Annotated in this window: 14 protein-coding genes and 2 pseudogenes; 5 read left to right on the top strand and 11 right to left on the bottom strand. The window is 61.9% G+C overall.

Annotated elements, in window-relative coordinates; genetic code table 11:
* Positions 1–670 (top strand): annotated as a pseudogene (locus HP546_RS17855) (argininosuccinate synthase domain-containing protein); the annotation flags it as partial.
* Positions 671–738: 68 nt separating this feature from the next.
* Here the strand turns inward: HP546_RS17855 and HP546_RS17850 are convergent.
* The gene (locus HP546_RS17850) at positions 739–1,221 is read right to left on the bottom strand and encodes a hypothetical protein (RefSeq protein WP_172227932.1); all 483 of its coding nucleotides are present in this window, start codon (positions 1,219–1,221) and stop codon (positions 739–741) included.
* A gap of 359 nt (positions 1,222–1,580) precedes the next feature.
* Here HP546_RS17850 and HP546_RS17845 point away from each other — a divergent pair, with 359 nt between their 5' ends.
* The gene (locus HP546_RS17845; RefSeq protein WP_172227923.1) at positions 1,581–2,204 is read left to right on the top strand and encodes a response regulator transcription factor; all 624 of its coding nucleotides are present in this window, start codon (positions 1,581–1,583) and stop codon (positions 2,202–2,204) included.
* Between the two features lie 56 nt (positions 2,205–2,260).
* On the opposite strand, the gene HP546_RS17840 is transcribed toward HP546_RS17845, so the two are convergent.
* The 7 genes from HP546_RS17840 to metG all read right to left on the bottom strand — a co-directional run bounded on the left by HP546_RS17840 (position 2,261) and on the right by metG (position 7,947).
* Positions 2,261–2,437, bottom strand: a complete 177-nt coding sequence (locus tag HP546_RS17840) for a PA3496 family putative envelope integrity protein (protein WP_172227921.1) — start codon at positions 2,435–2,437, stop codon at positions 2,261–2,263.
* Positions 2,438–2,541: 104 nt separating this feature from the next.
* Positions 2,542–3,180 (bottom strand): endonuclease III, encoded by a 639-nt coding sequence (nth, locus tag HP546_RS17835; RefSeq protein WP_172227919.1) that lies wholly within the window; start codon positions 3,178–3,180, stop codon positions 2,542–2,544.
* 4 nt (positions 3,181–3,184) lie between these two features.
* Positions 3,185–3,709 carry an NADH:quinone oxidoreductase gene (locus tag HP546_RS17830; protein ID WP_172227917.1) on the bottom strand — a complete coding sequence of 175 codons (525 nt, stop codon included), beginning with the start codon at positions 3,707–3,709 and terminating at the stop codon, positions 3,185–3,187.
* Positions 3,702–4,304 carry an RnfABCDGE type electron transport complex subunit G gene (locus tag HP546_RS17825; protein ID WP_172227915.1) on the bottom strand — a complete coding sequence of 201 codons (603 nt, stop codon included), beginning with the start codon at positions 4,302–4,304 and terminating at the stop codon, positions 3,702–3,704. Before HP546_RS17825 ends, HP546_RS17830 begins: the two co-directional genes overlap by 8 nt.
* Positions 4,301–5,275 (bottom strand): RnfABCDGE type electron transport complex subunit D, encoded by a 975-nt coding sequence (locus HP546_RS17820; RefSeq protein ID WP_172227913.1) that lies wholly within the window; start codon positions 5,273–5,275, stop codon positions 4,301–4,303. Before HP546_RS17820 ends, HP546_RS17825 begins: the two co-directional genes overlap by 4 nt.
* Positions 5,272–5,820, bottom strand: a complete 549-nt coding sequence (locus tag HP546_RS17815) for an Rnf-Nqr domain containing protein (RefSeq protein ID WP_172227911.1) — start codon at positions 5,818–5,820, stop codon at positions 5,272–5,274. The genes HP546_RS17820 and HP546_RS17815 overlap by 4 nt, the downstream gene beginning before the upstream one ends.
* Positions 5,821–5,907: 87 nt before the next feature.
* Positions 5,908–7,947 (bottom strand): methionine--tRNA ligase, encoded by a 2,040-nt coding sequence (gene metG, locus HP546_RS17810; RefSeq protein ID WP_172227909.1) that lies wholly within the window; start codon positions 7,945–7,947, stop codon positions 5,908–5,910.
* Between the two features lie 158 nt (positions 7,948–8,105).
* Between metG and apbC the strand changes: the two genes are divergently transcribed.
* Complete coding sequence (apbC, locus tag HP546_RS17805; protein WP_172227898.1) at positions 8,106–9,200, top strand: iron-sulfur cluster carrier protein ApbC; 1,095 nt, start codon at positions 8,106–8,108, stop codon at positions 9,198–9,200.
* Between the two features lie 132 nt (positions 9,201–9,332).
* Here the strand turns inward: apbC and HP546_RS17800 are convergent, their stop codons facing one another.
* Complete coding sequence (locus HP546_RS17800; protein ID WP_012273869.1) at positions 9,333–9,542, bottom strand: cold-shock protein; 210 nt, start codon at positions 9,540–9,542, stop codon at positions 9,333–9,335.
* 338 nt (positions 9,543–9,880) lie between these two features.
* Here HP546_RS17800 and dcd point away from each other — a divergent pair, with 338 nt between their 5' ends.
* The gene (dcd, locus tag HP546_RS17795) at positions 9,881–10,447 is read left to right on the top strand and encodes a dCTP deaminase (protein WP_003258001.1); all 567 of its coding nucleotides are present in this window, start codon (positions 9,881–9,883) and stop codon (positions 10,445–10,447) included.
* A 96-nt stretch (positions 10,448–10,543) separates the two neighbouring features.
* Complete coding sequence (locus tag HP546_RS17790; protein WP_172227896.1) at positions 10,544–10,771, top strand: hypothetical protein; 228 nt, start codon at positions 10,544–10,546, stop codon at positions 10,769–10,771.
* Positions 10,772–10,781: 10 nt separating this feature from the next.
* Here HP546_RS17790 and pdeM read toward each other — a convergent pair whose 3' ends face one another.
* Together pdeM and HP546_RS17780 are read right to left on the bottom strand one after the other, a co-directional pair.
* Complete coding sequence (gene pdeM / locus HP546_RS17785) at positions 10,782–11,438, bottom strand: ligase-associated DNA damage response endonuclease PdeM (RefSeq protein ID WP_172227894.1); 657 nt, start codon at positions 11,436–11,438, stop codon at positions 10,782–10,784.
* Positions 11,435–11,695: pseudogene (locus HP546_RS17780) on the bottom strand (DNA ligase-associated DEXH box helicase); the annotation flags it as partial. The gene pdeM and the pseudogene HP546_RS17780, both read right to left, overlap by 4 nt.

Below are 11,695 nucleotides of genomic sequence, written 5' to 3'. Positions count from 1 at the left end.
CCTGCTGCATATCTCATACGAAGGCGGTGTCCTGGAAGATACCTGGACCGAGCACGAAGAAGACATGTGGCGCTGGAGCGTCTCGCCAGAGAACGCCCCGGACCAGGCAACCTACCTCGAGCTGACCTACCGCAACGGTGACATCGTCGCCATCGACGGCGTCGAGAAAACCCCGGCCACCGTCCTGGCCGATCTGAACCGTATCGGTGGTGCCAACGGTATCGGCCGCCTGGACATCGTCGAAAACCGTTATGTCGGCATGAAGTCGCGTGGCTGCTACGAGACGCCTGGCGGCACCATCATGCTCAGGGCTCACCGTGCCATCGAATCGATCACCCTGGACCGCGAAGTCGCTCACCTGAAAGACGAGCTGATGCCGAAGTACGCCAGCCTGATCTACACCGGTTACTGGTGGAGCCCGGAGCGCGTCATGCTGCAGCAGATGATCGACGCTTCGCAGGTCAACGTGAATGGTGTTGTTCGCCTGAAGCTGTACAAAGGCAACGTCACCGTAGTGGGCCGCAAGTCGGACGATTCGCTGTTCGATGCCAACATCGCTACCTTCGAGGAAGATGGCGGCGCCTACAACCAGGCGGATGCTGCCGGCTTCATCAAGCTCAACGCCCTGCGTATGCGCATCGCTGCCAACAAGGGCCGTTCGCTGCTCTGATCATTGGCGTGTAGCAAGAACCCCGGCTTTGGCCGGGGTTTTTTTTGCCTGCGCAAAGGCCTGCGGTTTCAACTTCCAGGGTCTACCACATCGGCATCCAGTGGGCTGATCGACAGCTGAACACATTGACGTTGATCCAGGTTGCAAAAGCGCCAGATGCGCGCTGGCACGGCTGGCTGGGCAAGCGCAAACAGCAACTGTTGCTCCATCAGGCGGTTGGCCTCAGGGCCGGAGAACGTGAAGGTGACAGGCTCCTCATGCGCAGACTCCTGGGGGTTATTGGCGATGGACGGAGTGGCTGCAGCGCTGGATTGCGGGGGGGCGTCGGTTGCTGTTTCACGTGCTGACGGGTTGTAGAACGACTTGTAATTGAAGTTCAGCGTCAGGAAAAACAGTGCCGTCAGAAAGAACGGGAAGCCTACCAGGAACCAAGTGTAGAGCTTTTGGCTGGACTCGCTTAGAAACGGCAGTGTAGCCAGGGCGGATGCCTCGATGATCCCCGCGAAGATGGCAATGATGGTCAGCGGGGCGACAGGTTGTGATGGGGTCATGTGGGCCGTCTCCAGCGATTTTGCCCATCTTCACCTCTGAGGTGCAATCAACTGAAGACTGGAGCGCTTCCGGGTGTGGACGCCAGCATGCTCTGCAGCAGTATTTTTTCTGACTGAGAAGTTGGATGCTTCTTCAAATCAAGGTGAATGTTCAATAGGGTCATTGTTGCAGCCGACTGATACCGCTTTTAGGTAATAAAGAAGTTGGTTGTTACAACTACTGCCGTTGTGTGTAGGAAATTTCTGTAAGTGATGTAGGTTTCATCTGTTCATCCGTTTCGCCCGGAAATCGCCGCGCCAGCAGGCGCCCCGTCGGTTATCTTGGCGTGCCAAAGCAATAATGAATGAATGGATATCGCATGAATAAAGTGCTTATCGTGGATGATCATCCGGTCATACGCCTGGCCGTACGCATGCTGATGGAGCGGCATGGGTACGACGTCGTGGCGGAAACCGACAATGGGGTGGCTGCGCTGCAGCTGACAAGGCAACACCTGCCGGATATCGTGGTTCTGGATATCGGTATCCCGAAACTCGATGGCCTGGAGGTGATTGCCCGCATTGCGACTTTCAGTCCGAAGAGCAAGGTACTGGTGCTGACATCGCAGGTGCCCGGCAACTTTTCGATGCGCTGCATGCAGGCGGGGGCTGCGGGGTATGTATGCAAGCAACAGGAGCTGACCGAGCTGCTGAGCGCCATCAAGGCCGTACTGTCGGGCTACAGCTATTTCCCCAACCAGGCCTTGCATGCGTCACGTGGCAGGGGAGGGGGTAGCGAGACAGACATGGTCAACCGCCTCTCGGCGCGCGAGATGACCGTATTGCAGCAGCTGGCCCGGGGGCGTTCTAACAAGGAAATCGCTGACAGCATGTACCTCAGCAACAAGACGGTCAGTACCTACAAGGCGCGGTTGTTGCTCAAGCTGAATGCGCGATCACTCGTCGACTTGATCGAACTGGCACAGCGGCAAGGACTGAACTGACGGCGAAGCCGTAAAGCCTCCAATCGGGAGGCTTTGCCAGGGTTGCCGGCCCGGCGCTACAGATCGTAGTCGAAATCGGCCAGCTGCTTTTGCAAGCGTCGCTCTTCGAGCATGTTGTCGATGGTGCGGCGTTTGCTGAGGTTGGTCTTTGCGGTTTCCACCTGGGGCTCCGCTTCATCCTCTACGGCAACAAAATCATCTTCGATCGACAGGTCGTCTTTATCGCTACTCATGAGTCGCTCCAAGCCAAGGGGCCATTGGCCGTCCTTATAACCAGAAAGCAGACGTTGGTAAAAAAGATTTTTTCAATCGTGCTGGGTGGTTTCTGCCTATTGGCTCAATCGTCAGAGGTTTTGTGCTTGTATTCGCACAAATCTTCGATCCGACAGCTGCCGCACCTCGGCTTGCGCGCCTGGCACACGTAACGCCCGTGCAGGATCAGCCAGTGATGAGCGTCCAGCAGGTAATCCTTCGGTACGAACTTCATCAGCTTTTTCTCCACTTCCAGCACGGTCTTGCCTGGGGCAATACCCGTGCGGTTGCTGACGCGGAAAATATGCGTATCCACTGCCATGGCTGGCTGGCGGAACGCGGTATTGAGTACCACGTTAGCGGTTTTGCGACCCACACCAGGCAGCGCCTCCAGGGCTTCGCGGGTTTGCGGCACCTGGCTGTCGTGAAGTTCGATCAGCAGCCGGCAGGCTTCAATCACGTTCCTGGCCTTGCTGTTGTATAGCCCGATGGTCTTGATGTACTCGCTTAAGCCTTCAACACCCAAGGCATGGATAGCCTCGGGGGTATTTGCAACCGGGAACAGGCGGGCGGTAGCCTTGTTGACCCCGACGTCGGTGGATTGCGCGGACAGCGTCACGGCCACCAGCAGCTCGAACGGAGTGGTGTAGGCCAGTTCGGTCTTGGGGTCGGGGTTGTCTTCGTGCAGCCTGCGAAATATCTCCAGGCGTTTGGCGGCATTCATGAAATCAGAGCTTTCCTTGACGGCGTGGATGGGCGGGGCCCGGACGCAGGCGATTGTACAAGGCCACCAGCAGTCCGAGCAGTAGCAGCGCGCCGGGGGCCAGGTTGGCCAGGTGTACATCTGTGATGTTGGCCAGCCACTGGCGGCAGGCGCCAAGCAACAGGCAGCAGGCAAACACCGCGCCAAGGTGCGTGGCAAGCAGGCGCCAGCGGCCTTGTTCGGGTACCAGGTGGTCAACGGCCAGGCATTGCAGGCACAGCAGGAGCGGGTAGGGGCCGAGGGTAATCGCCAGCGGTAGCAGCCAGGCACGCAGCCCCAGTTGCAAGCAGGTGAGCAACGCCGCCAGCAGCAGCAAGCTGGCCAGCACATACGCCCAACGGGCCAGCCGCTTGCGCAGCGGTGTCAGCAACAGTTGGTGCAAGCTGGCTGTCAGCACTGCGCACAAGCCAATGGCGACACCTTCGCGCAGTGTCCGGGTGGCGCCCAGCAAGGACACCAGGCTTGCAGCCAACAGGTAGAACCTATTCATCCAGGGCGCCCTCCAGCAGCCTGCCACGTTGTTCATCGAAATAGCCCAGCGCTTCCTGCAAGGCGGTGATCACTGCCCGCGAGGTCACGGTTGCGCCGGCCAGCTGGTCAAAGTCACCGTGGTCCCGTTCAAGCGCCCAGTGATCGCCCAGATGGCGATTGGCAAATTGGTCCAGCCAGTGCACCTGCGGGTCGCCCAGGCGTGCCCCCAGCCCCGGGCTTTCCTGCTGTTCGACCACCTGGCTGGCAATCAACCGGCCGTCTGTGGCGATGGCGACGCTCAGTACGATTGGCCCGGCGTAGCCCTGGGCCTGGGTGACCAGAATGATCGCGCTTGGCTTGCCCGTCAGGGTGGCCCGGTAAGCCGCCAGGATGCGGCTGGCTGGCCGCTGTGCAGCAGGTGTTGGCAAAGGGTTGTCCAGCGGCTGGTTGTCGTAGCTGCCGGCGGGCAGCACCGCCAGTCGTTGGCGAGTTTGCAGTTGCTTCTCGGCGCTGACGATCGCCGGCCGGGTCCACTGCCGCCATGCCAGGGTAGTGGACACAGCAATGGCTGCGGTCAGCAGCAACAGGCCCGCGTCGCGCGCCAGGCGGTTCATCGAGCGGCCTGCTGGCGCTGCAGGGCCAGGCGGTCGAGCGCCGGTGCCATGAGGTTCATCAGCAGGATGGCGAAGGCCGTGCCATCCGGGTAGCTGCCCCAGGTGCGAATGAGGTAGATGAGCAGCCCTGTGCCCACCCCGAAGTACAGCCTGGCCCATTCGCTCCTGGGACCGGATACAGGTTCGGTGGCAATGAAGAACGCCGCCAGCATGGTCGAACCGGAGAACAGGTGCAGCAAGGGCGAGCCATTGGAGTCCGACCCCGAACCGTTCCAGCCCAGCAGGCTGAACAGCGCCAGCCCTGCCAGCAACCCCGCAGGGGCATGCCAGCTGATTACTCTGCGCTGTAGCAAGAAAAGGCCGCCTAGCAGAAAGGCCAGGTTCACCCATTCGCTGCCCCGCCCGCCAATGCTGCCGAAGCCTGGGTGACTGGCGAACAGTTCATCGATGGTCAGGCTGCGGTTGTGGCGCAGGCCGTCGAGCAGTGTCGGCCGGGCCCAGGCATCGACCTGGTCGCCCCCGGCAAACACCTGTTGCAGGCTGTCCAGCAGGCCGGGTGCCGGTCCTGGCCAATGGTTCATCTGCAGCGGGAAGCTCAGCAGCACGAAGGCATAGCCGACCATGGCCGGGTTGAACAGATTGCGCCCGACACCGCCAAAGGCCTGTTTGCCAATGCCAATGGCAACGCTCGCGGCAACCACGGGTAACCACCAAGGGGCCAGGGCGGGCAAGGAGGCCGCCAGCAATACGGCGGTTACCAGCGCGCTGCCATCGTTCAGCGCCGCACCCGGCGGTTGTGCCCGTACCGCCACCAGCAACGCTTCGCACAGCAGGGCGGCACTGGCGCTTAGCAGAAGGTTCAGCAGCACCCCCCAGCCTTGCAGCCACAGCAACGTCAGCAGGCCAGGGCTGCAGGCCAGCAGTACCAGGCCCATGCTGGTGCGCAGCCGCGGGTCGGGAACGGTTTTCATGGTGCGAACAACCCGTTGAAAGCGGAAAATGCCATGGCCATTATCCCGGCACCCAGCAATTCGATGGGCAGACCGCGTAGTGCGCCAGGGATGTCGGCGTGGGCACAGCGCTCGCGCAGGTCGGCAAACAGCGCCAGCGCCAGCCAGAAGCCGGCACCGGCCAGCAGGGCTTGCAGCAGCGTTGCCAGCCATGTGCTGTCGCTGCTTGTCTGCTGCAGGGCCAGGCCCAACACTGCGGCATTTCCCAGTAGCAGTGTCGGCCGACCCACCATGGCCCAGGCCGGACGCCACATGGCCAGCAATTGCGGTACGCCCCAGGCGAGCAGCGCCAGCCATGGCAACAGCAGAAACAGGACAAAGTCCTGCGCCTGCAGCGGCACAAGCACTGCGCGCACCAGCAGCTGACCACCGATCACGCCCAGGGCAATGCACAATGCGCAGGCCAGGCCGTGCACATGCACGTGCAGCCTGGGAACGGGCTGTTGCAGCAGGCACAGTTGATTGACCAGCGCGGCACTGACCAACACCAGAATGTAGTCGTTCATGGCATGACGATAGCCGGAAATCGTGGCGAGGGTCCGGTCACCAAGGGCTGAAAGCAATGCCCCGGCACGAGGGCCGGGGCAGGGAGCTTACTTGATGCGTTGACCTGGCTTGGCGCCGCTGTCCGGGCTCAGCAGGTAGATTTCCTCACCGCCAGGGCCCGCAGCCATGACCATACCCTCGGACACGCCAAAGCGCATCTTGCGCGGTTTGAGGTTGGCCACCATCATGGTCAGGCGGCCTTCGAGTTGGGACGGGTCGGGGTAGGCCGACTTGATCCCGGAGAACACATTGCGGCGCTCGTCACCAATGTCCAGGGTCAGTTGCAGCAACTTGTCGGCACCCGCCACGGCTTCGGCCTTGACGATCAGCGCCACGCGCAGGTCGACGGCAGCGAAGGTATCGAACTCGATCTCCGCCGACAGCGGGTCCTTGGTCAGCTCGCCATTGCCCGCCGGGGCCTTGGCTTCGGCGGCCAGCAGGTCTTCCTTGCTGGCAGCGACCATGGCCTCGACCTTGGCCAGTTCGATGCGGCTCATCAGCGCCTTGAACGGGTTCAGCGCGTGGTTTTCCAGGCGCGACAGGTGGTCGTTCCAGGTCAATGGCGCCACGTTGAGGAACGCTTCGGCGTCGGCGGCCAGCACCGGCAGCACAGGCTTGAGGAAGATCACCAGCTGGCGGAACAGGTTGATACCCTGGGCGCAGATGGCCTGCACTTCATCCTGCTTGCCTTCCTGCTTGGCCAGCGACCACGGTGCCTTGTCGGCGATCCAGGCGTTGGCACGGTCGGCGAGTGCCATGATTTCGCGCATGGCGCGGCCGAAGTCGCGCGCTTCATACGCTTCGGCAATGGACGGCGCGGCGGCCAGGAAAGCTTCGGTGAGCTCTGGCGCGGCATCGCCGGCTACCATCACGCCCTCGTTGCCCTTGTGGATGAACCCGGCGCAGCGGCTGGCGATGTTGACCACCTTGCCGACCAGGTCGGAGTTGACCTTCTGCACGAAGTCTTCGAGGTTCAGGTCGAGGTCATCGACGCCACGGCCCAGCTTGGCCGCGTAGTAGTAGCGCAGGTATTCCGGCTGCAGGTGGTCGAGGTAGGTGCGGGCCTTGATGAAGGTGCCGCGCGACTTGGACATCTTGGCGCCGTTGACGGTCAGGTAGCCGTGTACGTTGACCGCGGTCGGCTTGCGGAAGCCGGCGCCTTCGAGCATGGCTGGCCAGAACAGGGCGTGGAAGTTGACGATGTCCTTGCCGATGAAGTGGTACAGCTCGGCCTTGGAGTCCTGGTTCCAGAAGGCATCGAAATCCAGCTCCGGGCGGCGTGCGCAGAGGTTCTTGAAGCTGGCCATGTAGCCGATCGGCGCATCCAGCCACACGTAGAAGTACTTGCCCGGCTCGCCCGGGATCTCGAAGCCGAAGTACGGCGCATCGCGGGAGATGTCCCACTCCTGCAGGCCCGAGTCCAGCCATTCGGCCAGCTTGTTGGCGACCGCGTCCTGCAGGGTGCCGCTGCGGGTCCACTGCTGCAGCATGGCCTGGAAGTCTGGCAGCTTGAAGAAGAAGTGCTGGGAATCACGCAGTACCGGGGTGGCACCCGAGATGGCCGACTTGGGATTTTTCAGCTCGGTGGGCGCGTAGGTGGCGCCGCATTTTTCGCAGTTGTCGCCGTACTGGTCTTCGGCCGCGCATTTCGGGCAAGTGCCCTTGATGAAGCGGTCGGCGAGGAACATGCCCTTTTCCGGGTCGAAATACTGGGTCACCGAACGGGTGGCGATGTGCCCGGCTTCACGCAGGCGCGTGTAGATCAGGCTGGACAGTTCGCGGTTTTCTTCGCTGTGGGTGGAGTGGAAGTTGTCGAAGTCCACCAGGAAGTCGGCGAAGTCGCTGCTGTGCTCGGCCTGGACGTTGGCAATCAGCTGTTCCGGCGTGATGCCTTCCTTCTCGGCGCGCAGCATGATCGCCGAACCGTGGGCGTCGTCGGCGCAGACATAGATGCACTGGTTGCCGCGCAGCTTCTGGAAGCGCACCCACATGTCCGTCTGGATGTACTCCAGCATATGGCCAAGATGGATCGATCCATTGGCATAGGGCAGGGCGCTGGTGACGAGAATCTGACGTGGCTCGGACATGGTGGCTCGGCTACTTATCTGGCTACGGGGTAAAAATGAGGGTGATCGGCCACTATAAAGGGCTGGCGAATATATTTCACCCAGCAGAAGCATCTGCGGACGATTGACGGGTTAGGATAGGCGCCTGTTTTATATTCAGTTTGCCAATGGGAGTGTCCATGAGTGCCGTCACCCGTGCCGCCGTCGAAGGCGTGCTTCGCCAGTACACCGACCCCTACCTGAACCAGGACCCGGTCAGCGCCGGTTGCGTGCGCGCCATCGATATCCAGGGTGGGCAGGTCAGCGTGCAGTTGCAGCTGGGGTATGCCGCAGGGCTGTTCAAGAACGGCTGGGCCCAGGTGCTGCAGACCGCTATCGGCAACCTTGACGGCGTCAGCGGCGCCCAGGTGTCGATCGACTGCGTCGTGGCTGCGCACAAGGCCCAGGCCCAGGTGCCGGCCATGGCCAACGTCAAGAACATCATCGCCGTGGCCTCGGGCAAGGGCGGTGTGGGCAAGTCGACCACCGCAGCCAACCTGGCCCTGGCCCTGGCCCGCGAAGGTGCACGGGTCGGTATCCTCGATGCCGATATCTACGGCCCTAGCCAGGGCGTGATGTTCGGTATCGCCGAGGGCACTCGCCCGCAGATTCGCGAGCAGAAGTGGTTTGTGCCGATCAAGGCCCATGGCGTCGAAGTGATGTCCATGGCGTTCCTTACCGACGACAACACGCCTATGGTCTGGCGTGGCCCGATGGTTTCCGGTGCATTGCTGCAACTGGTGACCCAGACTGCCTGGGATGACCTGGACTACCTGGTGATCGACATGCCGCCGGGCACCGGTGACATTCAGCTGACCCTGGCACAGAAGGTGCCGGTGGCCGGCTCGGTGATCGTCACCACGCCACAGGACCTGGCGCTGCTGGATGCCAAAAAAGGCGTGGAGATGTTCCGCAAGGTCAATATCCCGGTGCTGGGCGTGGTCGAGAACATGGCCGTGCATATCTGCTCGAACTGCGGCCATGCCGAGCATCTGTTTGGTGAGGGTGGTGGGGAGAAGCTGGCGAGCCAGTACGGCGTCGACCTGCTGGCGTCACTGCCGTTGTCGATGTTGATCCGCGAGCAGGCCGACAGTGGCAAGCCAACGGCGATTGCCGAGCCGGAAAGCCAGATTGCCATGGTCTACCAGGAACTGGCGCGCCAGGTGGGCGCCCGGATCGTCCTGCAGGAAGCAGCAGCACCTGCCATGCCGAGCATCACCATCAGCGAAGATTGACCTGAGACCGAGTCGCCTGCTCCCGCAGTGGGAGCGGGCAAGCCCGCGAAGCAGGCGACCCGGTCTTTCAGCCAGGCATAAAAAAACCCGCCAGAAGGCGGGTTTTTTTGAAAGCTAGGAAGCTAGATCGACTTAGGCGATCTGAACTTCTTCAGCCTGCATGCCTTTCTGGCCGCGGGTAGCGACGAAAGTAACAGCCTGGCCTTCTTTCAGGGTTTTGAAGCCGTCAGCTTGGATGGCTTTGAAGTGCACGAACAGGTCGTCGCCCGACTGAGGGGTGATGAAGCCGTAGCCTTTCTCATCGTTGAACCACTTAACGGTACCGTTTTGACGGTTGGACATTTTTCTGTCTCCTTGGACAATTTAATTACGGTCAGGAAAAACCCTTCCCGGGACTGAGCGCAAAGAGAGCAGAAAATTCAGCGATGGTGCGATCTTGATCGTGCATCAAACTAGAGATTCTCGGTGTCACGTGCAGCACAGTGGCGACACCTTACCCCACTTTCCGCAACCTGCCAATGGCCAGAGGCCGCTTTACGCAAAATCGGATCGACGGCGGCTGCAAGCCCCGTCGGGCGGGGATTGTAGCCCTAATGCAGGATGAAACTTTGAAGCGGGCGCCGGGACCGGTAAGATGCGCGTCACCATTTTCACCTCGCAACTCTTCAGGACACCCCGCCATGAGCATCAAATCGGACAAGTGGATTCGCCGCATGGCGCAGGAACACGGCATGATCGAACCGTTCGTCGAGCGCCAGGTGCGCGGCGAGCAGGACAGCCGGGTGATCTCCTTCGGCGTCTCCAGCTATGGCTACGACGTGCGCTGCGCCGACGAATTCAAAGTGTTCACCAACATCAACTCGGCCACCGTCGACCCCAAGAACTTCGATGCCGGCAGCTTCGTCGACATCAAGAGTGACGTGTGCATCATCCCGCCGAACTCGTTTGCCCTGGCGCGCACCGTCGAGTACTTCCGCATTCCACGTGACGTGCTGACCATCTGCCTGGGCAAGAGCACCTACGCCCGCTGCGGCATCATCGTCAACGTCACCCCGCTCGAGCCCGAGTGGGAAGGCCACGTGACGCTGGAGTTCTCCAACACCACCACGCTGCCGGCGAAGATCTACGCCAACGAAGGCGTGGCGCAGATGCTGTTCCTGCAGTCCGACGAAGAATGTGAAGTCTCGTACAAGGACCGTGGCGGCAAGTACCAGGGCCAGCGCGGCGTCACCCTGCCGCGCACCTGAGCCGACGGGCGCGCGGAATTTCACGCGCCTTTGGCACTCCAACGGATAACCGTGCCGATGTGCATGACGCCCATCGGCTGTTGTCAGGAGGTGCCAATGAAACTCCATCCCGCGATCAGTGCGAAGCTGGCCGGCTTGCAGCCCAACCATGTAGGGGTGCTGCCGTGGTCACTGCTGGCGCATCCGCTGCCGCTGCAGGCGGGGGGCGTGCCCCACCAGCCTGGTCCCGATACCCCGCAACCACCGCAACCTGGTGAAACACCACCCATGGAGCCGGGCGAGCCGACCCTGCCTGATGAGCCACCTCCCGCACCTGTTGCCTGAGCCTGCGCTGCTATAGCAGCGGCCACACGCGGTCTGCGCCAGCCAGATAAACCTTGCTGGCGCTGGCCGGTGCAATTTCCCACCCGCCGGTGAACTCACCGAATGCGGGCAGCAGGCTGACTTGCTGATCGATCAGGAAGCACGGCAGGCGCAAGCGCTGGCGTGCCCTGCCGCGCAGGACGAACACCGGATGCACGTGGCCCGCAAGCACCGGGTAGGCCGGGTGCGGCTTGGGTTCGTGCTGCAACGCGAAAGGCGCCAGTACCCATGGCTCGTCGACGACCCGGATATCGAGCGCGGCCGGTGGGTCGCCGGCGTTGCGGTCGTGATTGCCCCGTATCAGTACAATATCCAGGCCTGCATGGCGCTCGCGCCATACTTGCAGCCTGGCCAGTGTTGCGGGTGCCCGGGCCGTACGTGCGTGCAGAAAATCGCCAAGCACGACCAGACGCTCGCAATCATGCGCTGCCAGCAAGGCATCCAGGCGGGCCAGCGTCGCATCGGTGGTCCCGCGCGGTACCGGTTGATGCAGGGCACGGTAACTGGCGGCCTTGCCGATATGCACATCGGCCACCAGCAAGGCCCGGCGGGCGGGCCAGTAAATGGCCTTGTCGGGCAGCAGCCATAGTACCTGACCGCACAAATCGATCGGCTGATGGTTGTTCACTGCCCACCCGCCGCGCGTTCCAGGTCCGCCACCATTCGCGCAATACGGTCGGCCAGCTTCTCGGTGCTCAGGGTTTCGCGCATCCCCTCCACCAGCAAGGCAAACGCCAGCGGCCCCGGGCGCTTCAATGCCTGCAGGTCCAGGCGCAGGCCCTCCATTTTTACCAGTTGCCGATGCAGCCGGTCGATTTCCAGCTCCTCTCTGAGCACTTCATCGCTAGCCTGGCCCAGTAGCAGGTTCCCCGCATCGTGCTTGCG

The organism is Pseudomonas sp. CM25, from assembly GCF_013179705.1.
Lineage (GTDB): Bacteria > Pseudomonadota > Gammaproteobacteria > Pseudomonadales > Pseudomonadaceae > Aquipseudomonas.
The sequence above is the reverse complement of the archived record's forward strand: the minus strand, read 5'-3'. Positions and strand labels throughout refer to the sequence as shown.